The organism is Sorangiineae bacterium MSr11954, from assembly GCA_037157815.1.
Lineage (GTDB): Bacteria > Myxococcota_A > Polyangia > Polyangiales > Polyangiaceae > Pendulispora > Pendulispora albinea.
This window is the reverse complement of the sequence record CP089984.1, coordinates 9,331,985-9,354,584: the sequence shown is the minus strand read 5'-3', so window position 1 is coordinate 9,354,584 and position 22,600 is coordinate 9,331,985. Positions and strand designations below refer to the sequence as shown.

Annotated in this window: 17 protein-coding genes; 6 read left to right on the top strand and 11 right to left on the bottom strand. The window is 65.1% G+C overall.

Annotated features, from left to right (window positions below; translation table 11 throughout):
* Window positions 1-588: 588 nt before the first annotated feature.
* The 3 genes from LZC94_36555 to LZC94_36545 form a co-directional block, all read right to left on the bottom strand.
* Complete coding sequence (locus LZC94_36555) at window positions 589-1,206, bottom strand: hypothetical protein (GenBank protein ID WXB13342.1); 618 nt, start codon at window positions 1,204-1,206, stop codon at window positions 589-591.
* Window positions 1,207-1,810: 604 nt separating this feature from the next.
* Window positions 1,811-2,560, bottom strand: coding sequence for a hypothetical protein (locus tag LZC94_36550; protein ID WXB13341.1), 750 nt, complete (start codon window positions 2,558-2,560; stop codon window positions 1,811-1,813).
* A 41-nt stretch (window positions 2,561-2,601) separates the two neighbouring features.
* Window positions 2,602-4,320, bottom strand: a complete 1,719-nt coding sequence (locus LZC94_36545; protein WXB13340.1) for a sigma 54-interacting transcriptional regulator — start codon at window positions 4,318-4,320, stop codon at window positions 2,602-2,604.
* Between the two features lie 557 nt (window positions 4,321-4,877).
* Between LZC94_36545 and LZC94_36540 the strand changes: the two genes are divergently transcribed.
* Window positions 4,878-7,454, top strand: a complete 2,577-nt coding sequence (locus LZC94_36540; protein ID WXB20294.1) for a protein kinase — start codon at window positions 4,878-4,880, stop codon at window positions 7,452-7,454.
* 113 nt (window positions 7,455-7,567) lie between these two features.
* Here the strand turns inward: LZC94_36540 and LZC94_36535 are convergent, their stop codons facing one another.
* Window positions 7,568-8,299: a sigma-70 family RNA polymerase sigma factor gene (locus LZC94_36535; protein WXB13339.1), complete on the bottom strand. Its 732-nt coding sequence runs from the start codon at window positions 8,297-8,299 to the stop codon at window positions 7,568-7,570.
* Window positions 8,300-8,681: 382 nt separating this feature from the next.
* Between LZC94_36535 and LZC94_36530 the strand changes: the two genes are divergently transcribed.
* From LZC94_36530 to LZC94_36515, 4 genes are all read left to right on the top strand, one after another.
* On the top strand, window positions 8,682-10,082 hold the full coding sequence (locus LZC94_36530) for a serine/threonine protein kinase (protein WXB13338.1): 1,401 nt from the start codon (window positions 8,682-8,684) through the stop codon (window positions 10,080-10,082).
* Between the two features lie 62 nt (window positions 10,083-10,144).
* Window positions 10,145-10,339 (top strand): hypothetical protein, encoded by a 195-nt coding sequence (locus LZC94_36525; protein ID WXB13337.1) that lies wholly within the window; start codon window positions 10,145-10,147, stop codon window positions 10,337-10,339.
* Complete coding sequence (locus LZC94_36520; GenBank protein WXB13336.1) at window positions 10,336-11,580, top strand: hypothetical protein; 1,245 nt, start codon at window positions 10,336-10,338, stop codon at window positions 11,578-11,580. Before LZC94_36525 ends, LZC94_36520 begins: the two co-directional genes overlap by 4 nt.
* A gap of 145 nt (window positions 11,581-11,725) precedes the next feature.
* Window positions 11,726-12,811: a hypothetical protein gene (locus LZC94_36515; protein WXB13335.1), complete on the top strand. Its 1,086-nt coding sequence runs from the start codon at window positions 11,726-11,728 to the stop codon at window positions 12,809-12,811.
* A 5-nt stretch (window positions 12,812-12,816) separates the two neighbouring features.
* Here the strand turns inward: LZC94_36515 and LZC94_36510 are convergent, their stop codons facing one another.
* Both LZC94_36510 and LZC94_36505 read right to left on the bottom strand, forming a co-directional pair.
* Window positions 12,817-13,878: a P1 family peptidase gene (locus LZC94_36510; protein ID WXB13334.1), complete on the bottom strand. Its 1,062-nt coding sequence runs from the start codon at window positions 13,876-13,878 to the stop codon at window positions 12,817-12,819.
* A complete protein-coding gene (locus LZC94_36505) occupies window positions 13,878-14,483 on the bottom strand; it encodes a TetR family transcriptional regulator C-terminal domain-containing protein (GenBank protein ID WXB13333.1) in 606 nt (201 codons plus the stop codon). Before LZC94_36505 ends, LZC94_36510 begins: the two co-directional genes overlap by 1 nt.
* Before the next feature lie 163 nt (window positions 14,484-14,646).
* On the opposite strand from LZC94_36505, the gene LZC94_36500 reads away from it, so the two are divergent.
* A complete protein-coding gene (locus tag LZC94_36500) occupies window positions 14,647-16,044 on the top strand; it encodes an APC family permease (protein WXB13332.1) in 1,398 nt (465 codons plus the stop codon).
* Between the two features lie 4 nt (window positions 16,045-16,048).
* Here LZC94_36500 and LZC94_36495 read toward each other — a convergent pair whose 3' ends face one another.
* The 5 genes from LZC94_36495 to LZC94_36475 all read right to left on the bottom strand — a co-directional run bounded on the left by LZC94_36495 (window position 16,049) and on the right by LZC94_36475 (window position 22,588).
* Window positions 16,049-16,387 (bottom strand): hypothetical protein, encoded by a 339-nt coding sequence (locus tag LZC94_36495; GenBank protein ID WXB13331.1) that lies wholly within the window; start codon window positions 16,385-16,387, stop codon window positions 16,049-16,051.
* 47 nt (window positions 16,388-16,434) lie between these two features.
* Entirely contained in the window at window positions 16,435-16,767 is a 333-nt protein-coding gene (locus LZC94_36490) for an RNA-binding protein (protein WXB13330.1), read from the bottom strand.
* Between the two features lie 225 nt (window positions 16,768-16,992).
* Window positions 16,993-18,165 (bottom strand): TolC family protein, encoded by a 1,173-nt coding sequence (locus LZC94_36485; protein ID WXB13329.1) that lies wholly within the window; start codon window positions 18,163-18,165, stop codon window positions 16,993-16,995.
* A 203-nt stretch (window positions 18,166-18,368) separates the two neighbouring features.
* Window positions 18,369-21,461, bottom strand: coding sequence for a CusA/CzcA family heavy metal efflux RND transporter (locus tag LZC94_36480; GenBank protein ID WXB13328.1), 3,093 nt, complete (start codon window positions 21,459-21,461; stop codon window positions 18,369-18,371).
* On the bottom strand, window positions 21,458-22,588 hold the full coding sequence (locus tag LZC94_36475; GenBank protein ID WXB13327.1) for an efflux RND transporter periplasmic adaptor subunit: 1,131 nt from the start codon (window positions 22,586-22,588) through the stop codon (window positions 21,458-21,460). Before LZC94_36475 ends, LZC94_36480 begins: the two co-directional genes overlap by 4 nt.
* Window positions 22,589-22,600 lie beyond the last annotated feature (12 nt).

Below are 22,600 nucleotides of genomic sequence, written 5' to 3'. Positions count from 1 at the left end.
ATCGTCGACGCGAGCCGTCGATGCAGGTCGATAACCGCCCCGCCCACCAAAAATACTAGTCTTGCCGCTGATACGTGCTCGTTACATTGGACCACTGGGAAAATAAGCAAGATACTCCGTACGACGCTCGATCGAGTCGCGTCGTGCCAAAGGGGTTCGTCCAGGAAATTTCGCCATGGCCGATGTACTTCGTCGTCGGGTCCGTGCAGCCGCCTTCGGCGCACGTGTATCGCGTCTGTCCCCAATATTCGGCGCCCTGCCAGTCGTTCGCATAAGGGAAGCACGTGAACGGAACGCTGGACGAGCTATCTTTGTACGAGACGGCCATTCGAGAAACGTGAGAGCTCGCGGTGTTGTAGTTTTCGGAGGCGGCCGGCGCAGAGCAATATACGCGCGCCTGGTTCGCACCCCAGTTGCCTGCCCCGCCAGGGCCAGGGGAGACGACTCCCTGAATGCCTTCGCTCGTTACATTTCCGATGACATGACAATTTGCGCCGTGATTGATGATGGTCAAGTCGGCGCGCGCCGACGTTGCGACGAACCCCAGTGCGAGGGCGCTCGCGAAAAATGAAAACCGTCGCATGCTCATTACCTTTCTTCGTTAGCTGTTGCTGTCGGTTGAGGTGGATAAAGGATCCAATCGGTCTCCGTTCCCGAAGGGCCATCGATGGGGGGTGATTTGTACTTCCCACCACGCCAGGACTGAAACGCGTCCGACTCGGCGATGAGTCGAGTCGCTCTCACGAGCTCCGCGCCATCGCGCATGACGAGCGTGGTGATGCACCCGCGCTCGAAGCACTCGACATCGGAGAATCGCGCCTTGATCGCCGCCGTCGCCAAGGTGGCATCCATCGCCCGGACCACATCCGGCGCGGCGCGGCTCCATGGGGCGCTGATTCGGGCCGACGCCATCAGCTCGGCACGCGCTTCGGCGCGGACGTCCCGCGCCGTGCGGGGAGCTGGCTCCGACGTGGGCTCCGGTGCCGCCGAGGTGTCCGTCATGGGGGCGAGCGGTTTGGGTGATGGCTGCGACACCTCGGCGGGTGGCGGGGTGTCGAGCGCGGGTCGCATCGGTATCGGAGCGGGTTCTCCTGCCGACCCCAACGAAGCCATTCGGTTCTGCTCTTTCGGCGATCGCCAGACCGCGAGATAACTCCCAGTGAGCAGCGCGGCGCCCGCCAGCATGACGATTGCAAATTTCTTCACGGTGGACTCGCTCGTTCGGGATTGGTGGTCGATGTATCAAGGACTCGTCGTCTGGATGAACAACGCACCATCGACGCGCTGATTGAGGCCTAGACGGCAAACGACCTCTCCGGCTCCGTAGACGGGCTTTAGCGCACTTCCATCGAAGTCCGGATAGTCGATCGCCCCGAGATAGGCGCCATCGAACCCTCCGGAGAGCGCTATGGTAGGTCCGTAGATCACCACCGCTCGATGGAACGAGCTATATACTGCAAAGCAATTCCCGCCATTGCCCCAGACCGTCGTTTTGACGCGGCTAGCTTGATTGAAATCTAGGTCCATTGGAATCGTATATGAGGACACCCCGTTGCATCGTGAGTTTTTGGCAGCGCCGTAGTCGTCGCCGAAGCATGTCTCATAACCGTCGAACGGCTTCCCGCCGGACCACCCCTGGACTGTACTAGCGCTCGCTCGGTCGGCAGCACCCGCGACGAACGCCATGACGGCAAGGCCCCCAAGAATGTACGTTTTTAGCATGTATACCTCCCGCTGGATTCAATGTGGATGTTTCGTCTCACGCTGTGGGTAAAATCAACGAGACAATCGATACGATCGAAGCAACCCGCTATTCCAAGGTAGGTAACGAGTAACCCTCCCGCGCGATATACATCACGACGTGCACGTCTTCGCCGGCCCCCTCCTTGCGCGAGATGAAGACGGGCGCATTCCAAATGAAGTCACGGGCGCGCGTGAAGGTGTCGTCCAAGAAGGCTTCATAGGTCGCCTGTGAAGTGTGTCGCACGTCGACTTTGCACAATGTCTCGCGACAATCGACGGACTCGAGCGCGGTCCCCGCTCTGCTCGCGCTCCTTATTTGCGACACGATGCGCTGTTCGGCGCGCACTGCCCACGCATTGTCACGATTCTCACCCGTGAGCGTCGCGGCATACGCATCTCTCATGAAATCGGCGGTCATGTGTCGCCCGGCGGAGGCCCCCGTGTCACCCGTGGCTCTGCCCTCCGCAGCGGCCGCCGATTGTTCCGCGGGGCGCGCGATGGGGTCGGCTACCGCCGCCGAAGACGTCATGTGGCCGGATAAGGTACGAGGATCGCCCTCGTATGCCAATGGCTCGCTCGATTTGCCGAATTCCGGCCCCGATCGAGGCGAGGTCACCTCGGAAGGTGCATTCGCGTGCCAGATGGATCCGGGCCTACTCGCGAGATAGCCGGCCCCATAAGCAACACCGATGGTCAGCATCATCGATCCGACGCTGCGAACACGCGAACGCCACCGGCCTTGCATTTCGGCGCAGCCAGATGAATTGGTCATAATAGGCATCGACGCCTCCTTTTGGACGTTTGCGATGGCGATCACGAGCTCGCCGGCCGACTCCCCGGCCTCGGGGAGAGTCCGCGCTACGACTTATTGTAATACAGCGTATTCCGATTCACCCCCAGCAGCGCCGCCGCCTTGGTGACGTTTCCGCCCGTTGCTTGCATGGCGGCGCGGATCGCGAGCTGTTTGAGCCACTCGAGGTTCGCGGGGAGGCGCACCAGGAACGCGTCCGATTCATGCTCGGCGGTGGGGATCGCCAACCGACGAACGGTGAGCGGAAGGTCCGACGGTTTGATCCATGGATCGTCGCCGAGGACCACCGCGTGCTCGATGGCGTTGCGCAGCTCGCGGACATTGCCCGGCCATGGGTAATCGCGGATGGCGGCGATGGCCTCCATGGAGAAGCCGTCGATTCGCCGGGGCGAGGTTTGCCCGAGATCGACGAGGATGTGCTTCGCCAAGAGCACGAGATCTTCTTCGCGCTCTCGGAGCGGTGGGACGAAGACCGGGACCACCGAGATTCGGAAGAGGAGGTCGCTGCGAAAGGTGCCCGCGCGAACCATCGCCTCCAGATCGCGATTGGTGGCGGTGATGACGCGCGCGCGCAGGGGCAACGAACGGGGAGATCCGAGCCGCTCGAAGCGCTTGTCCTCGAGGACGCGAAGCAGCTTGGCCTGGCTCGCGAGCGGGAGCTCTCCAATTTCGTCGAGCAGGAGGGTGCCGTCGCCGACCGCCTCCAGCGCGCCTTGCTTGGTCGCAATGGCGCCGCTGAAGGCCCCGCGCTCGTGGCCGAAGAGCTCACTTTCGGCGAGGCTCTCCGGAATGGCCGCGCAGTTGATGACGTGAAAGGGCTTCTCCTTGCGGGGGCTGGACTCGTGAATGAGCCGCGCGAGGAAGCTCTTGCCCACCCCCGTTTCGCCCAAAAGGAGCACCGTGGTGCTGGAGATGGCCAGCTTTGGGATGGCGTCGATGACGCGCGCCGCGGCCGGCGAGGATCCGAGGAACGCCCGCGCGCTGCCCACCGCCAATTGACGGAGCGCCTTGCGGTCCTCGTCGATGGCGTGCAGCGTGGAGAGTTGCGCGAGTCGCGCCCCGGAGAGAGCGCCGGCGAGGATGAGGAGCCGGCGGAGCGAGTCGGTCACCAGATGCGCCGCGACGCTGGTGGTAAAGGTCACGCGGCCCGCCGGCGCACCGTGCGCGGGCACCGAGATCTTCGTGCAGTCGCGTCCCTCGGCCTTGGTGACGACGATCGTCTCGTCGGCATGCGGCTTTGCGCCACCGGGTGCAAGGTCGATCTCGACGCCATGACAAAGGGCGTGCACCTTGGCCCAGGCGCGAAGCGCTTCCTCGAGCGCTCCCGCCGTCCCCGTCTCCGCCAGGTTCTCATTGAGCGAAAAGATCGCTGCGAGCCCTTGCACGTCGACGGTCGTTCCGCTGAGCAGCGATTGGACGGTGGTCGTCGCGTCATCGTTCATCGCTAACGACACGCTCTCCTCGATGCCAACGTCTTCGACGAAAAGTACGGTATTGCCGACGACGATCGACTCGCCAATTTTTACGTCGCCCTCGCGGATCGGGTGTCCCGCGTGCATCAGCGGCGTCGCTTCATCGCACACGTGAATGTGCACCCCCTCGTCGCTGGCCACGACGTGAAAGTGCTGCCGGGACACCGCCATGTCGTCCAACATGAAATCCGCACCCCGCCCGCGTCCGACCATTTGCAAGCTCGCGCCGACCAAGAGATGGGCGCCGCTATTGGGGCCATGGGCTACGACGAGGCGTCGGATTGGCTTGTCCATCGAGCGGAAAAGATAAATGGAGCGTTGCGTTCGTTCGAGACACAAGCGAATCACCTCCTTCGAATGAACGTGCGGCCCTCGCCTGGAGCAAACGATGGGCCATGCCGAGCCATGCGCGTGGCTGCGTGCCGACCCACCGGCGTGGCCACACCGAAATGCGCGGCGCGCCGGATCGCGGGCGCGCTCGCCGCACCATGCGAGACCGAGCTCGCCGCTTTTTGATTCCGTGCGCGGAGTGTTCGAATTTTGGGCATTGCCCATTTCGTAGGCACTCTGTCGCGGTTGAGTCGGCGGCATATCCCACCGGCGTATCCCACCAAGGGACCACGTGTGCCCTCCGCACGCGTACCATGACGGGGATGGCGTTCGTGATGACGGGCGAACGTCCATCGTGCGCCCTTGCAGCGAGCCTTGACGGCGCTTCGGGCGCTTTTATTCTCAGGGCCCGAAATATGTCGTCAGGCCCCGACGATCCGTTGCTCGCGCGCGTGCTCCGGCGTATCGGTACGACGCTGTGCGGTCGCTATCGTATTTCGTATGTCATTGGGATTGGGGGCATGGCCGCCGTCTACGGTGGCACGCATCGAAATGGGCTCGAGGTAGCCATCAAAATTTTGCACGATGGCCTGGCGTCGCGGCATGACGTTGGGCGCTTTCGCCGCGAGGCGCGGCTGGCGAACGCGATTCGACATCCGGGTGTCGTGCGGTTCACGGACGACGATGTCACCGAGGACGGTTCCATTTTCATGGTGATGGATCTCCTCGAAGGGCACACCGTGCAGGAGCGGGCAAAGCACAGCGGAAGGAAACTCCCTTTAACGGAGGTGGTATTCATCGCCCACAGGCTCCTCGATGTTTTGAAAGCGACACACGCTCAGGGCATTGCGCACCGCGACATCAAACCTGGGAACTTGTTCATCACTCGAATGGGGGATCTCCGCGTGCTCGATTTCGGCATCGCCTGCTTCTTCGAGGACTTCGGCGCGGCCTCGACGACGCGCTCCGGTCGAGCCATGGGGACACCGGCCTTCATGGCGCCCGAGCAGGCGCTCGGTCATATCCATGCCATCGATGGGCGAACGGATATTTGGGCGGTGGGCGCGACGATGTTCTCGTTGCTCTCGGGCCGGTTCGTTCACGAGGCGGATTGTGCCAGCGAAGTGCTCGTCCGCGCAGGCAGCGAGAGAGCGCGACGGATCCGAGAGGTCGCGCCGGGGTTGCCCCGTCGCATTGGCGAGGTGATCGACCGCGCGCTCGCCTTCGACAAAACGAAACGTTGGCCCGATGCGGGCGCGATGGAGGACGCGCTCCTCCGAGCCTGTGAGCCTCTCTTGGGGGCGCCGCTTGCGAAGCTCGCGTTCTCGGCCCCCGATCACGAGCCGCACACGGATATCCGAGAAGCCACGACGCAAGGTGCCGCTCCGAAGAGGCGCATCCCTCGGAAAGCCGAGCCTTGGCGATCCTGGAGCACCCCAACGCCGGCCGCTTCGTTCGAAATGTCCGCGGCGCGGCTGCCACGAAAACGCGTCGCGCGATGGCTCGCGGTGGCCGCCACCGCCTTCGCCGTGGGCTGCGCCGGGTTCGCGTTCTCGAGGCTCGCGGCCGCGACGGCGCTGGTCATGTCATCGCAGAAGGTGTGGCTCGACGGGAACATCGAGCAGGCGCGCGCCCGGGCGGAGGACGCGCTCGCCGCCGACAGCGGATCGGCCGGCGCGCACCTCGCGCTCCTTCGCGCAGGGCCCGTGTGGCCAAACGGGATCGATCGGGCGCACTTCTTCGCGGCGCAAGAGGAACGAAAGCAATTGACCGATGCCGAACGGCGCTACCTGCAGGCGCTCGCACCGGCCATGAGCGTGCCGCCCGATTTTCGGCTCTCCGCCGAGCGGCTGGAGGCGCTCCATCGGGCCGATCCCGACGATCTGGGCATTCGCGTCGCCCTCGCGGTGGGGTGGATGCGCGTCCGCCGCCTCGACGAGGCCAAGGCCTTGCTGCAGCCGCTCGCCGATGCACCGGACGCGCGCGGGATCGTGCTCGCATCCCTTGGCCTCGTACAGGCCATGCGCGATGACGTCGACGCGGCTCGTACGATGTACCGCCGCTGCGTGAGCACCTTTCCCGCGGCGTCTTCGTGCACGGGACGCTTCGCCGAGCTGGAGCTCCTCGAGGGCCATTGCGCGGAGGCCGAGCGCGTGGCGCACCAGCACATGGAGGCGCACCCGCGCGACCCCAACGCGCGACTTTTCCTAGCGTACGCGCTCGCTGCGCGAGGAGCCCCTGCGGGAGAGGTCCGCGCGACGCTCGAGCAATGGGCCGACCTACGGGGCGGTGGAGAGGAAAGCCTGCACCGGCTTCGAGCCCACTTCAAAATGGCGCTCTACGAAGGACGTCTCGACGAAGCCTCGGGTATCCACGAACGGCTCGCGCGGATCATCGAAAAGCTCGATAGCGCGGAGGATCGGTTCGTCCACGCGATGGACGGCATGCTCCTGAACGCGGAGGTCGGCCGCGCGTCCGAGGCAGAGAAGATGATCTCCGCCTATTCCCACGAGCGGCACGGGTTGCGCCACCACTCGTACCGGGGCGACGACGTTCTCTATCTTCACGCGTACGCGACCAGGCTGGGCGTCTTGCCGTGGGAGCGATGGGTGCAGCTGCGCGACGAGCATCTCACGCACCATCAGGCTCGCGATGACCTCGCCGATGGCGTCCAGCGCAATTGGCTCGATGCTTATGCCATTCCGGTGACCACCGCCGCGGGAGCGCGCGAGGCGCTCGACGTTTTACCGGGGTATCTGCCGCTGCTTCCTCGAACCAGCCGCTGGTTCCAGCACGATGCCGTTCTTGGCACGGTGTTCTGGAAGGGGGGAAGGCCGCACGATGCGATGCTCCATTTCGAACGTGCCGCAGCTTCGTGTGTGCACCTCGATGGTCCGATTCAATACGTCCACATGCTTCTGAATTTCGGTGCCATGCTCGAGGAGCGAGGGGATGTCGTTCGCGCATGTGCGATGTATCGGCGCGTGCTCGAGCGGTTTCCGGTGACCTCCGGAAGTCGGTCGGCCATGCAGGCCGACAGCCGTGCGTCCACCGTATGTCCGACGAATACCTCCGGCGACGAAGGGCGTCTCCGGTGAGCCGGGAGCGGTGCGCAACAGAGACTTCCCGACGAATCGTCGGCTCGCGCACCGGCATCGATTTTCACCGGCGCGAGCGCCAAGCTAGCGGCATATGCCAGCAAAGGCCGCAATTACGTTGAGAGCAACCGAAGAATCGAGACATGAAGCTCGCTTTGCACGAGGCCTGCAATGCTGCGGCACTGGCTCTCGCTCACCTGGAGCTTCCGGCAAGCTTCTTGGCGCGCAGCTTCCATGACCCGCTCGAGCGCCGCCTTCACCCAGCGCGCAGCGGTCGAACGATCGACGTCGTACATCGCGCCAATCTTGTCGATGCTGAGACGCTGGCACAAGTGGAGTCGAAGCAGCGCGCGATCGCGATGGCCGAGATGGATGAATGCCATCGCGATCGCGTCTTCGAGCTCCACTTTGTACTTTCGCTTCATATAGTCGAGATCGGGCTGCGCCGCGACCTCACGGACCTCGTCCATATCGCACCGCGGCTGCTCGCGCCGCCGGCCCACCGCGCGATGGATCATGAGGGTGGTGGTAGCGGCGGCGCTGGCCACCCAACTCCGCAAGGGTCCCGTGCCCGCGTAGTCGGCGAGCTTGGGGCGGGAGCCGGCGGCACCCACCAGGAGACGTTCATAGACGGATTGCACGGTGTCATCGACCATGTCACGCGAGGTGCCACGGTGCGAGATGACGCGTCGAATCACATGGTCGAATGTCTGATAAAAGGCTTCGACCGCCCCACCGACGCGGCGGATGCACGCATAGGCGAAATAGACATCGCCCGCGTAGGTATCGTGCGGCACATTGCCGATGGCCGCGCGCTCCGCGAGGTGACGAACGAAGTTTGTCATATCGACATCGAGCTTCGGGTGTGCCGCACGCGCTTGCGCTGCATAGGCAGCCAACGGCTCATTCCATTCAGCAGCATGCTTCGTGTGTGTATCTGCCGCACCATTCGGTGCGACGATGACGTCAGCCGGTGGCAATTCCATTGGTTGGCTCCAGGTTCATGACGACTTCTACGCGGCCAATAGGGATTTGATCCCATGCCGATTCCACGTCGCGGTTTCTATTCGGTGCGCTGCGGAGCCCCGGTTGAGCATGTGCCTCACTGAACAGCAGATAGCCGCATTCATCGAAGGATCGTTGCCGCCCGTCGAGCGATCGCGCGCGGAGGCGCACCTCGCGGTTTGCTCCAGGTGCTGCACGGCCGTAGCCGCTGCTCGGATGGGCATGTCCTCGACCTCCGAGCCTAGCTCCAATCGATGGGGCGAGGCGGGTACATCGTGGGGGCATTTCAGCGCGCCAGAGCCCGGCGAAATCGTGGCCGACAAGTACATCATCGAGCGTGCCATCGGTCACGGTGGAATGGGCGCCGTCTTCGTGGCGCGCCATCGGACGCTCGGTCATCAAGTCGCCATCAAGGTGTTGTTTCGGAGCGATAGCGACAGCGCGGCGCGCTTTCTTAATGAGGCGCGGGCGTGCGTCAAGCTGAAAGGAGAAAATATTATTCGCGTTTTCGACGTGGGAAACCTGCCGAACGGTTCCGCATACCTCGTTATGGAATATCTATCGGGATTGGATCTTGCGCAGATGATCGCGGTCCAACCGCTCCCCGTCGCCCATGCCGTGGATTACGTGGTCCAGGCATGTACGGCGCTCTCGGAGGCGCACGCCGCGGGCGTGGTGCATCGCGATCTCAAACCGGCGAACCTCTTTTTGACGAAACGAGCGGACGGTTCGCCGCTGGTCAAGGTGCTCGACTTCGGAGTTTCGAAGCTTCTCCACGGCACGCTATCGATCAAGCTCGGTATCACGAGAGCCCAGACGCAGATTGGCTCTCCTCTCTACATGTCCCCCGAGCAAATCACCGACAGCAGGGACGTCGATGCGCGAACGGACGTCTGGTCCCTGGGGGTCATCCTCTATGAGCTTCTCACGGGGAAGGTCCCCTTCTCCGCAGGCTCGATGGCATGGCTGTCTTTTGCTATTCTCACGGCAAAGCCGATACCTCCCTCGTCGTTGCGGCACGGTGTGCCTCCGGCGCTCGACGCATGCGTCCTTCGTTGCCTCGAGAAGAAACGCGAGGACCGTTACGGTGCGGTCAGCGAGCTCGCCGCCGCGCTCGCGCCGTTTGCGTCGCGCCGTCCGGCACGGGATCGCGCGTATCCAGAGAGAGCCGGGCGCCCGCTCGCCGGTCCGATGCTACGGGTAGCGACCGTGCTCGCGGCTGCCGCGGCCGGGGCGGCCATCACGGCGACCTTTTTCGCGCATGACGGTTCCAAAACGTCGGATGGGAATTCGATTGTTCGCGCGCAGGTGTCATCCCTGTCGCTCGCGACCTCGGCGAAGGCCCCTTGGCCGCCTCCAATGGTGAAACCCATCCCGTCGTCGCCGCCACCGCAGCTACCACAGCTACCACAAGGACCGAAGGCTCCGACGGTGGTGCGGATAGATGGTGGCGCGAAATGGCCGTCGGGGCGCGGGGCAGGAGGCAAGCCCCCCCGACCACCGGGCTCGCCAACATTCGCCAATGACATCGTGGTTGAACTCGACACCTCGTCCAGCCCTCGTGGACCGGACGTCGCGTCCAAGGACGCGGGGGCCGACGCGGATTTGGACAGCCGGCATTGAGAGTTTTTTCGTTTTCGTACGGAGGCGATGCGACATGCGCATAGGCCCGGCATCTCCCCCGCATGACGACGAAAACCAAATCCAGAAAACGTAACCCCAAAGCCATCATCAACGTTGCCGCCGTGATCGTCGAGCTCCTCGCGCGCACGGACTTTCAAGCGCGCGATATGCTCCGTGAGCCGGGGCACCCACCGAACGTGCACGTCGATACGGTGTCGCCCCGCCACGTCTCCGCGCGGCGGGGTGAGAAAGCATGAACGGGCTCTTCGACCAGCTCGGCGCCCGGATCGACGCGAGGTGGTTCCGCGCCCATTACCGTGAGCGCACCTTTGCGGATATTTGTGCCCGGGCGCTCGCGGAAATGGCGCCCGCCCGTCATGTGAATGCCGATGAGCTCCTCGACTGGGGGCTGGGATGCCGCCGCCTCCCTCGCCAAATGGATATCGACGCCAATTTCGCAGAACCACCGCTCACCTTGTTCGTGAACGATCGGTTCCATATTGCGGCTTACTTCTGGCTCGACGGCACCACGTGCATCCACGAGCACGGCTTTTGCGGCGCATTCCAGGTGCTCGAGGGGGGCAGCCTTCACACGACCTTCGATTTCGAGCCATGTGAGACCGTGAGCGAACACCTGGTCCTCGGAGCGCTCACGGAGCGTCGCGTCGAGCGACTTCGCCGCGGGGATGTGCGCGCCATTCATGCCGGCGCCGCGATGATCCATTCGCTGTTCCACCTCGAGCGGCCCTCGGCCACGATCGTCGTACGAACCCACGCGAGCGCCGACGTCGCCGCAGCCTTTCGTCCGCAGTACTCGTACTCCCGCGCCGGGGTCGCGTGGGACCCATGGTACGATCGTTCCGACCGGACGCGCCGCTTGCAGCTCTTGCAACTGACGCGGCGCACCCACCCGCAGCGGCTGCCGGCGCTGTGCGAACGCTGGCTCGGCAGGGCGGACACGGTGAGCGCATTCCTCGGTCTGCGAAGGGCCGCCACCTTGCTCTCCGCGGGGGATTGCGACGAGCTTCTACGGAAGGCGGAGAGGACGCACGCCGTCATCGCCCCCATCGCGCGCAAGGTGATCGACAACGATCGGCGCGAGGCTGCGATCGTTGCTCGACGAACGACGGTGGCCGACCCGCGCCTTCGATTCTTCCTCGCGATCCTCCTGAACGTGCGCGGCCGCGCGCAGGCACTGCGCCTCGTTCGAGAAGAGTTTCCCGGCCGAAACCCCGTCGATTGCGTTCTCGAGTGCGTCGAGCATCTCGCGCGATTGCCGTCGCCGTTCGAACGTGGATCGTCCGCGCTGGGATTCGAGGCCGACGAAACCGTGCTCGCGGCGTTGCGCGGGCTCTTGGAAGGAAGGTCCGGGCAGGGGCTGGTCTCCAAGGTCGGAGGGTCGCTCGGGAGGCCGGCGAAGCGCGATGAGCGCAAGGACATCGCGCGACTCTGCGAAGGGCTCCGGCGGTCGGAGATGTTCCGCTTTCTCCTCGCGTGACATTCGTCGTTCCTGCTCGTGCGGGAGGAGGTCCCCGACGTGTATGGCTCGAAAGGGAAAAATGGTTCCGAATTCGCTCATTTTGAATCCTTTTGCTTTCATTTCCAAACCGATCGCGCGCGGGGAGCATGCTTTCATCGACATCATGGCGCCGAGGCCCGGCCGCTCCCTCGCGAAGCGACGCATCTCTCGCGCGCACGAGCCGGAGCTCTACGCTGCGCTCTCCCTCGTTCTACGCGACCCGACGTCGGAGCTCGTCGCGAAATCCGGTATCGCCCACCTGCGAAAGGCCGGAATCCTCGTTCGCGCGAACGACAAACCGATCTGGCCGCGCTACGCGTGTCTCTCGAAGCGCCCTACGCCGAGCGGCTTCGGCGCGCTTCCGAGGGGCGCGCACGAAAAGTCGTCCCTCGCGGCCCGATTGTCCTACCTTCCGCCCGCCGCGATCCCTTTGCTCGCCAACCCCGTCTACTTTGCCCGCCCGCCCGATGCCGTCATCGCCGACCCGGTAACCGGTTTGCCGTTTCCTTATTGGCTCGGCCATCGAACCGGCACGACCCAAGCCGCTCCGCGGCCGTGCTGCATCGACATTGGGATTCTACGCGCCATTTCGCGGGTCGCGCCGGGCCTCGGACGCCGCGATGTGGACGGAGCCCGCCGCGCGTGGAAGGCCTTCGTCGTTGCATCACGGCGGCACCTTCACGAGAACGGATTCACGAACCTATCCGGGGTCATTCCCTCGCTGCACCTGGCCAGCTTGCGGCGGTATGGCCGCGCGCTGGTCCGCGGCGGATTCCTCGAATGGAACGAAGACGAGCGGCGCCTGTGGCGGCACGGCGATGGCGTGGCTTCCGTCTTCCATCACGTCTTGACGCCATTGGTCGCCACGCTCGCAGGCGAAGAGATCGAACCGTCGTACACGTTCCTCTCCGCGTTTCGACGCGGCGGGATACTGCGCAAACATACGGATCGCGCCCAATGCGAATACACCGTTTCCCTGTTGCTCGACTTCGAACCGTTCTCGCGCGGGATCTTTCCGTGGCCCATCGTGCTGGAGCTCCCGCCCGCCGCCGGCAAACCGCGCCGGGTCACCATTCGGCAGCGAATCGGCGATATGCTTGTATTCCGCGGCCAGGAGCTCCCTCACCGCCGCCCGCGTTTGCGCGCGGGAAGTGCCATCCACCTTTTATTCCACTATGTGAAATCGTCTTTCCGCGGCAGCCGCCATTGACGCCATTACGAAAGCAGCGCCGCGAGGCGATCTTTCGGAAGGGCAGGGGAGCGACGGCCAAGCCGGCCGGTCATGGTCTCGGCGGCCAGCAGCGCATTGAGGACCGCCTCCTCGATGGAGTACACGACGGCCGCGAAGAAGTCATCCATGCGGTTCCACGGCACGTGCCGCAGGTGGTCGTAGCCCGGATCGCCGACGGGATAGACCGACGGCGTTTGCACGTTGGCCGTGGAGAACGCGAGAAAAATGTCGCCGGAGAAGTGCGAGCCCGTGGTGCCGGTGCGGGCCAGCCCCATCGGAACGCGGCGGGCCAGCGCGGCGCATTGGCCGGGTAAAAATGGCGCGTCGGTCGCGATCACGGCAATGACGGAGCCCGCGCCCGACTTCCAGTCGCTCTCCTCGATGGGGTTGTCGTCGCCGAGCGCCTCGCCCACCGGCACGCCGCAGATGGTCAGCTCGTTGCGCGCGCCAAAGTTCGCCTGCACGAAGGCGCCCACGGTGTAGATGTCGCGGCCATACTCGACCACGCGGGACGACGTACCGCTGCCGCCTTTGAAGGCGTAACAGTTCATCCCCGTGCCCCCGCCCACCGAACCCTCGGCGATGGGGCCGGAGCACGCCGCGTCGATGGCGGCGATGGCGTGCGACGCTTGGACGTGCGCGCCGTTGGTGTCGTTGAGGTAGCCGTCGTACGTCTCGGCGACCACCGGCAGCAGCCACTGCGCGGCCACGCGCGGCTTCTCCCGTGCGACCCACTCGATCACACCGCGGTGGCAGGGGCCGACGGCGTGCGTGTTGGTGATCAGCACCGGCAGCCGGAGCTGCCCGGTCTCACGAATGAGCGTGGTGCCCGTCATCTCGCCATTGCCATTGAGCGAGAACCACTCCGCGATGCACGGAACATCGAAATCCGCCTTGCCGCGCGGCAGGATCGCGGTGACGCCGGTGCGCACGTCGTCGCCTTCGATCAAGGTCGTGTAGCCCACCTCCACCCCCGCCACATCGGTGATGGCGTTGTGCCGTCCGGTGCGGCCGCGGAGACGAAGACCGAGCTCGCGGGCGCGCATCAGACCCCCAAGTCGCAGCGGGTGGCGTCGGCTGCGTAGGCGATCAGCATCGCCTCGGCCTGCGCGATGGTGAACGTCGGTACGGCGTGGGTGATGTGCAGGCCGAGACCATCCTCCAGCGCGACCAGACCGCGCGCGATGGTGGTCGCGTCCCGCGTTAGGTTGAACACGCCCGTGGCGGAACCTGCGTCGAGGATCGCTTGGTACAGCGCGACTTGGCGCTCGTACAGCCGAATATGCTGGGCGGCATAGAACGGGTTGCGCCGCGCGTACGCGCCGAGCTCGTAGAGCAGGACGCATAGCTCGTCGTCTTTCGCGCTGGGCAGGCCCGCCCGGATCATGCCCGTGAGCCGCCTTCGTGGATCGGGCTCGTCGCGGGCGGCTTCTTCACGGCTCACGCAGAAGCGCTCGATGGCCTCGCCCAGCACCTCGTAGAGCAGCTCGCCCAGCTTCGGGAAGTAGTACAGAACCGAGCCGGTCGACATGGCAGCTTGATCGGCGACATCGCGCAGGCGCAGGTCGAGCACACCGCGCGCAAGGACGGCCTGACGCGCGGCGGCAATCAACTCATTGCGTTTTTCGTGTGCCCGACTCGGTCTCGGCATGCGTTCGATTCTTCGGTGGGTCGTCAAAGAACGCAAGTGGGTAGCGGGCCAGGAAACGAGTGTCGACCTGCCGGCAAGCGATTGCAGCGCGACCGCTGTTGACAAGGGGGCGCTCCAGTTCTCTGATGTTCATTCAAACAATCGCGTGACCTGAGGAGACGCCATGCCAGGCCCGTCGTCGTCCATGTCCGCCGCGTCCGCACCGAAGCTGCATCGCGGGCTCAAGATGCTCGGCACCCTGCTCATCACGTTGTCGGCCATCTCCCCGGCGTCGTCGGTGTTCATCATCGCGCCCGGTGTGATGACGCAGGCGGGCAGCGGTGCGTTCTGGAGCTTCGTGATCGCCGGTGTCGTGGGCGTGTTCATGGCATTCGTGTACGCCGAGCTGGCGTCGGCTTATCCGCTCAGCGGAGGCGAATACGCGATTGTCGCGCGAACATTGGGCAGGCTGCCGGGGTTCGTGGCATTGGGGTTGCTGCTCGTTACGCAATTGCTCATCATCGCCGTCATCGCGCTGGGCGTCGGGACCTATTTGGAGGTGCTGTTTCCAGGTTTGCCCGGTCCATTGGTGGCGGCCGTGACGACGGGGATCGCGACGGTGCTCGCGGTCTTCGACGTCCGCGTGAACGCGTGGATCACCGGGGTTTTCCTGGGCATCGAGATGATAGCGCTGGCGGTGCTCACCGTGCTCGGTCTGTTCCACCCGGCGCGGACCATGGGCGATCTGCTCGCGCATCCGGTGGTCGCCACATCCGCCGGTGTGGCTCCGGCATCGGCGGGGCTCATTGCTGCCGCATCGGCCGTCGCCATCTTCTCGTACAATGGTTACGGCTCGGCCGTGTACTTTGGTGAGGAGACGAAGAACGCGCACCGCGGTATTGCGCGCGCCATTCTATGGGCGCTGGCGATCACCGTGGCCGCGGAGCTGATTCCCATTACGGCCGTGCTGTTGGGCGCTCCGTCGTTGGCCGAGCTTTTCAGCGCGCCGAACATGATGAGCTACTTCGTCACCGCCCGCGCGGGGCCCACGGTGAACTCCGTGATCAGTTTGGCGATCGCATTGGCGATCCTCAACGCCGTACTGGCCATCATTCTGATCACGTCGCGGATGGTCTTCAGCACCGGCCGCGATGCAACGTGGCCGCGCGCAGCCAGCCGAGGCCTCGCGGCCATCCACCCCAAGACCGGCACGCCGTGGATCGCCACCATCGCCACCGGGATGTTGGGGATGGCCTTGTGTTTCGCGAACAAGGATTTTCTGCTGGTGATGACGGCCACGTCCATCGTCGCCGTCTACGCGGCGCTGTGCCTCGCGGTGCTCGCGGGTCGCCGCAACGGGAGCACGGCGCACGCGGCGTACCGGATGCCGTGGTTTCCGCTCGCGCCCCTGCTCGCATTGGCCGCGCTGGTGTACGTGACGTACGAGAGCGCGCTCGACCCTGCCGTGGGGAGGCCGAGCCTCGTGATCACGGTGGGGATCGGCGTGGTGTCGGTGGTCTACTACCTCGCGGTGCTACGCCGGCGGGGGACCTGGGAGCTGCATGGCTCCAACGAAAGGTGACGTTTTAGATCGCGCGCACGGTGGCGAGGGCCGTGGCGACGGCGTCCCAGTCGAAGGGGGGGAGCTGGCGCTCGCGCCGCTGCAGGCTCCATGAATCTGCCACGGCGCGTACGGTTTGCGCGCGGGTCTCGCCCCATGCGCGGATGGCATCCACCCGCGTCGAGCCACCCGCCCAAGCTTCGACGTGCCAGTCGCCTTCGTCTTCCGTGCGTTCCCGCGGGGTGATGGTGACGGTCAAGCGATCGTCATCGCACCGGAAGTCGTAGACCATGCTGCGATCCTTGCGGAACTGGTCGGTGATGCGGAGTGCACGGCGGTTGGTAGCTTCTTTTTCCTTCGGCACGTGTCCTCCGCGATCGAGAGAGGTCGAGAATTCTTCGAGTGAGACGACTACCAGCGCTTGCCGCCGTAGCCACCACCGCCGCCACCGTTTCGGCCGCCGCGCCCGCCGCCGCCGAAACCTCCACCGCCGCCTTGACGCTCTTCCGCCTCGTTCACCTTGAGCGCGCGACCGTCGACCAGCGCGCCGTTCATCTCGGCGATCGCCTTGTGCGCCTCTTGCTGCGAGCCCATGGTGACGAACGCGAAGCCGCGCGGACGGCCCGTTTCACGATCCGTGACGAGATGCACGTCCGAAACTTCACCAATCGCGGCGAATGCTTCGCGGACCGAGTCGGAGGTGGCGTTGAACGAGAGATTGCCGACGTAGAGACGATTGCCCATGATTTTTCTTCCTCGATTTCGATATCGCCACGATGCGCGATCTCGACAATCGAGAGAGCGGGGTCGTACGCGGTCCTCACCCGTGGTGAGTGGCCCTACACTGAGCCCTCCGTTTGGAAATAGCAAGGGAGCCCGAGCGGAAAGATGGAAATCGGCACGGCAGAGGCGTAGTGAGCCGTCGAAAATAGAGCGCACGGGACGCATGTCACGGTTCGGTCACGCGTGTCAAAGCTCCAAATCCCAATACGCTGCCGCCTGCTGCAGGCCCACCAAGGTATGCGCCGAATCCGCTAGCGCGTCGTAATACGATAAATAAACGTCATCGACGGTGCGCTGCGCGACCAACACTTCGACCAACGTGGCGCCGCCTCGTTGGTAATTGTAGAGCGTCTTCTCCAGCACCTTATCGGCGTCCGAGAGCACGTCTTGCGTATACAACTTTACCCGCGCCGACGCGGCCTCGTAGCGCGCGAGCGCCTGCCGCACCTCCACCTCGACGTGGATTTCGGCGGCGCGCGCCAGGGTCTCCGACTGCGCCTCGCTCGTGTGGGCCGCGTCCAGATCCCCGCGGTAGATGCGCGAAAATGGCAAAGGGACGCTCAACGTTCCGCCCAAAAAATCCGAGGCTGGCATCTGCGTCGCGCCGGACACGGGGAAGTTGTGCTGCCACGTGGCCCCGAGGGTCACGTCGATCACGCGGTTGGCCCGCGCGAGGTCGACCACCGTGTGCGCCAGCGCCACCCGCTTCTTGGCGGAGCGCAAATCGGGGCGGTGCCCCAATGCGAACGCCACCAGCGTTTCGGCCTGGAATTTCCGGTCCGCCACCGTTCGCAAATCGCCCCCCAGCTCCACCGCGCGGCGCATGTGCGCGGTCGCCGCGGCTCCCATTTGCTGGAGCAGCGCCAGATCCGCCGCGCGCACCTCTCCATCGGCCGATACGACCTGGGCGCGAAACTGGGCGGCTTCGACGCGCGATTGAACGAGGAGGACCTCGCCGATGTCGCCCGCCTTCAGCCGCTGCACATTGACGGCCACGAGCGACTCCAGGCTCGCCAAGGTGCGCCGTTTGCGCTCCACCACCAGGCGCGCGCGGAGCGAGTCGATGTACGCGTGGGCCGCGCTCGATCGCAAGAGCCGCAAAAAATCGTCGAGGTCCGCTTCGGCGACCGAAATGCCGCTCTCCGCCACCGCCACCCGCGCGCCCCGCTTGCCCCCGAGCTGCACCGGCACCCCGAGCTGCACCACCGTCGCCGTGGGGTTGCCCTTTTGCGTAACATCGTATTGAAACAACCCGCCGGTGATCACCGGATCCGGAAATATCTTTGCAATCCCAAGCTGCGCCTGCGCGATCGAAACATTGGCCCGCTGCGCCACCAACTCGAGGTTCCCATTGGCCACGTCGCGAAGATATCCGCCAAACGAAAACCTCGCCGCCGCCGAAGCGACCGCCGCTCCATCAGCACCCGCTCCCCCCGGAGGAGGGCCGGGGTGGGGGAGCCGTGATCGCGTATCCGGACTCTGCGCACGCGCCGAACCCACGAGGCCAAGCCCGAGCAACCCCACGAGCGCGCACGCCTTCGAGCAACGACCCAATCGCCTCCTCACGGCGCCCCACCCCCCGCCGAACCCGCCCCGTCGAGCACACGCCGCTCCACCACCAGGTACAACGCCGGAAGCACCAACAACGTCAGCACGGTCGCCGTGGCGAGCCCGCCCACCACGACGGTGGCGAGCGGCCTTTGCACGTCCGACCCGATCCCGTGCGCGAGCGCAGCCGGCAAGAGCCCCAGGGTGGCCACCGTGGCCGTCATCAAAACAGGGCGCAACCGGTCCTTGGCCCCATGAATGACCGCCTCTCGAAGGGAGAGCGTCCCCCGCATATGATTCAAATTGGACACCATGATGACCCCGTTTTGAACGGCCACCCCGAACAGCGCAATGAAGCCGACGGCGCTCGAGACATTGAGCGTCATCCCCCGCAGAAGAAGCGCGATCATCCCGCCCACCAACGCCAACGGGACGCTCGCGAGGATCATCGCCGCGTGCCGGAGCGTCCCGAACGCACCGTACAATAATAGAAAGATCAAACCGAGCGCCAGCGGCACGATGATCGCGAGCCGCGCCTGCGCGCGCTGCTGATTCTCGAATTGCCCGCCCCATCGCACGCTGTAAATCTGCGAATCGAACTTCACCGCGCGATCGATGCGCCCGTGCGCGTCCTCCAAGAACGACGCCAGATCGCGCCCGCGCAAATTGAGCTTCACCGTCAGGTGCCGCCCGTTCCCCTCGCGCGTAATGGTGCTCTCCCCCGTCCGAAATCCAATGGTGGCCACCTGCGAGAGCGGTATCCGCGCCCCGTTCGGCGCGCTCAATGTCAAGTTGCCGATGGTCTCCTCGCTGCTGCGCACCGACTCCACGAACCGCGCCGTAATGTCGTATCGACGCTCGCCTTGAAAGATTTGCCCCACCGGCCGCCCGCCGATTCCAATTTCAATCAAATCGGCGATGTCCGTCACATTGACCCCCACGCGCGCCGCCGCCTCCCGGTTCACCAAAATTTGCAACTGCGGCAGCGGCGGCTCCTGGTCGATGGATACGTCCGCGCTCCCCGGGGTCGCCTTCAGCACCTCCACGATCTCCGTGGCGACGCGGCGCATCTCGGCGAAGTCGCGCCCGAACACCTTGATCACGAGCTCGCTGTGCGCACCGGCGATCTTATCGTTCACTCCATCGATCATCGGCTGCGAGAACCCCACCGTGACCCCCGGGATCTTCTCGTAGCGCGCCGCCAATTGGGCGATCAAATCGTGTTTCGTCTTGCCATTGGCCCACGTGGCATAAGGCCGCAAGCTCACCGAGGCTTCGATGTGCGACGGTGTCCAAGAGTCGGTCCCATCGTCATTTCGCCCGAGCTGCGTCACCACGGTGGTCACCTCGGGAAACTCACGCGTCGCCTGGCGGATCTCGCTCGCCATGGTGCTCGCCTTTTGCAGCGAGATCCCCGGCGGCAAGGTGACCTGGAGCCAGATCGAGCCTTCGTCGAGCGTCGGAAGGAACTCGCGCCCGATGGCGACGCTGAGCACCACGCCCAGGGCGAGCGCCCCGATGCCCGGCGCGAGCGACGCCCACGGACGGCGCACCACCGCGGCCAGGTAACGCTCGTAGCGGTGGCCGAGCCACTCCAAAACCGGATTGTGAAAGAGCTTGCGCGGCTTGCGCAGCACGGTAAATGCCAGCCCCGGAATGAGCGCCAGCGCGCAGAGCGCGGCGCCGGCCAGCGCATAGCCGACGGTGTAGGCCATCGGCGTAAAGAGCTTCTTCTCGACGCGTTGAAAGGCAAAGAGCGGCAGATACGCCGTGATGATGATGGCCGTCGCGAAGAACATCGGCCGCGCCACCTGGCTGGCCGAGCTGCGCGCGTCGTCCACCGACAGCGCGGCGGAGGGCTCCTCCTCCCGCTTTCGGAGCATGTTCTCCAGCACCACCACCGCCCCGTCCACGATGACGCCGAAGTCGATGGCCCCCAGCGATAAAAGGTTGGCGGGGATGTCCGTCGTGGCCATCAGGATGAACGCGATCATGAGCGACAGCGGAATGGTCAGCGCCACGATGAGCGCGCTCCGCACGCTGCCCAGAAACAAGATGAGCACGATCAGCACCAGCCCGATGCCCTCGAGCAAGGTGTGCGAGACGGTCGACAAGGTCGTGTGCACCAGATCCGTGCGATCCAGGTAGGGCACCACCTTTACGTCGGGCGGCAGCAGCCCGCCGCGGTTCAGCGCATCGATCTTCTCGTGAATCCCGGTGAGCGCCACCGAAGGATTGACGCCGCGCAGGAGCAGCACGATCCCGGTGACCACATCGGGCTCGTCGTCGCGGCCGGCGATTCCATTGCGCGTGAGCGCGCCCAGCTTGAGGGTGCCGAGGTTGCGCACGAACACGGGGGTGCCGCGGCTCTCGCTCACCACGATGTTTCCGAGATCGTCCAGGTTGCGAACCAGCCCGATCCCGCGCACCACCGCCGCTTGGTCGCCGCGAACGAGGATGCTGCCGCCCGCGTTGGCGTTGTTCGCTTTGATGGCGGCCACCACTTGCGTGAGCGAAAGTCCGTATTGGGCCAGCCGCGCCGGATCCAGGGCAAGCTGGAATTGCGTCGTCTCCCCGCCGAAGTTGGTCACGTCGGCCACGCCGAAGACCTGCTTGATGGTCGGCACCACCACCCACTGCTGCAGCTCTTTCAATTCGCGCTGCGAGCGCGAGGACGACGCGAGCACATAGCGGAAAATCTCGCCGGTCGGCGAGGTGAGCGGATCGAGGGAGGGGGTCGCGCCGTCCGGGAGCGCCACCCCCGAGACCCGCTCGCGGATGCGGGTGCGCGCCCAGTAGTCCTCGACCCCGTCGCGGAACACCAAGGTGATGAGCGACAGCCCGAAGGTGCTCCGCGAGCGCATCACGTGGAGGCCCGGGATGCCATTGAGCTCGCGCTCGATGGGGATCGTAATTTGCTCTTCGACCTCTTCGGCCGCGTGTCCGGGGTATTGCGTAATGACCTGGGCGGTCGTATCGGCGATATCGGGATAAGCCTCGATGGCCAGGGTGGTGAACGAGTAATATCCAAACGCGGCCACCATGGCGAAGACGGCGACCATGAGCCACCGCTTCTGCAAGCAGATGGAGACGAGCCTGGCGATCATGGGAGCAGCACGGCGTTGGACGTGACGATGCGCTGGCCCACCTCGAGCCCTTTGGTCACGATGAAGCGGTCGCCCACTTGATCGCCGACCTCCACCGGGCGCCGCTCGAACTCCCATGGGCCCGTCTCGAAGAACACATGGCTCTTGTCGCCCACGATGACCACGCTGGCCACCGGCACCGTGAGCTCGCGCACCGCCTGGCCGTGAAAGCTCACGGTGGCGAACATGCCCGGCTTCAACCGCGAGTCGGGGTTGTCGAAGGCGATGCGCACCTTGATGGTGCGCGTCTCGGGATCGAGCAAATCGCCGACGAAGAGCACCTTGCCGCCGAACGACTCGCCCGGGTACGCGTTGAAGGTGGCCACTGCATCGTCGCCTTGGTGCACGCGGCGGATGTCCTTCTCTTGAATGTTGGCGGTGACCCACACGTTCGACAGGTCGGCCACGATCATGAGGATGGCCGCCGGATCGTTCTGGTACTGGCCCGGCGCCGTCGAGAGCTCGATGACCCTGCCCGCGATGGGCGATCGCACGGTGAGCGGGCCCGCCACATTTCCAGGGTCGACGCCCAGCAAGCGCAATCGGGTGGCGCAGCGATCGAGCTCGCTCTTGGCGGTGTCGCGATCGGTCTGGGCCTGCTCGAGCTCGCGCTGCGCGCCGATGCCGTGGTCGACCAGATCCTTCTGCCGCGCGACATTGCGCTCGGCCTGGGCGATGGCCGACATCGCCTTCAAGTAGTCGCTTTGCGCGGCGACGAGATCGGGCGAGTCGATGGTGAAGAGCGGCGCGCCCGCTTTGATCGCGTCGCCGAAGCGAACGAAGAGCTTGACGATGCGGCCGGTCAGGGGAGGAGCGATCTTGGCGAGGCGCGTGGGCTCGGCCTCCACGGTGGACGGCGCGACGATGTGCCGCTCGACGGCCTGCAAGGCCACCGGCTGCACCTCGATCCGCTGGCGAAGCGGCGAGCCCTCCGGCACGACCACCTTGCCGCCGCGGTGCTCGACCGTCGGCGCGGGCGAAGCGCCCTCCGAGCTCGCGGTGGCCCCGCGCCGGCATGCGACACCCCCGCCCCAGGAGAGGCATAAAAATACGGCGAAGACGGCTGCCGAGGGACGCACGGGGCGCATGATGGGCGAGCT

What these genes read in the sequence shown, in the direction of transcription:
- LZC94_36545 (WXB13340.1), bottom strand. Translation starts at nt 4,320, where the DNA reads ATGGACAAGCCAATCCGACGCCTCGTCGTAGCCCATGGCCCCAATAGC.
- LZC94_36540 (WXB20294.1), top strand. Translation starts at nt 4,878, where the DNA reads ATGGCCGCCGTCTACGGTGGCACGCATCGAAATGGGCTCGAGGTAGCC.
- LZC94_36535 (WXB13339.1), bottom strand. Translation starts at nt 8,299, where the DNA reads ATGACAAACTTCGTTCGTCACCTCGCGGAGCGCGCGGCCATCGGCAAT.
- LZC94_36530 (WXB13338.1), top strand. Translation starts at nt 8,682, where the DNA reads ATGTCCTCGACCTCCGAGCCTAGCTCCAATCGATGGGGCGAGGCGGGT.
- LZC94_36525 (WXB13337.1), top strand. Translation starts at nt 10,145, where the DNA reads ATGACGACGAAAACCAAATCCAGAAAACGTAACCCCAAAGCCATCATC.
- LZC94_36520 (WXB13336.1), top strand. Translation starts at nt 10,336, where the DNA reads ATGAACGGGCTCTTCGACCAGCTCGGCGCCCGGATCGACGCGAGGTGG.
- LZC94_36515 (WXB13335.1), top strand. Translation starts at nt 11,726, where the DNA reads ATGGCGCCGAGGCCCGGCCGCTCCCTCGCGAAGCGACGCATCTCTCGC.
- LZC94_36510 (WXB13334.1), bottom strand. Translation starts at nt 13,878, where the DNA reads ATGCGCGCCCGCGAGCTCGGTCTTCGTCTCCGCGGCCGCACCGGACGG.
- LZC94_36505 (WXB13333.1), bottom strand. Translation starts at nt 14,483, where the DNA reads ATGCCGAGACCGAGTCGGGCACACGAAAAACGCAATGAGTTGATTGCC.
- LZC94_36500 (WXB13332.1), top strand. Translation starts at nt 14,647, where the DNA reads ATGCCAGGCCCGTCGTCGTCCATGTCCGCCGCGTCCGCACCGAAGCTG.
- LZC94_36490 (WXB13330.1), bottom strand. Translation starts at nt 16,767, where the DNA reads ATGGGCAATCGTCTCTACGTCGGCAATCTCTCGTTCAACGCCACCTCC.
- LZC94_36480 (WXB13328.1), bottom strand. Translation starts at nt 21,461, where the DNA reads ATGATCGCCAGGCTCGTCTCCATCTGCTTGCAGAAGCGGTGGCTCATG.
- LZC94_36475 (WXB13327.1), bottom strand. Translation starts at nt 22,588, where the DNA reads ATGCGCCCCGTGCGTCCCTCGGCAGCCGTCTTCGCCGTATTTTTATGC.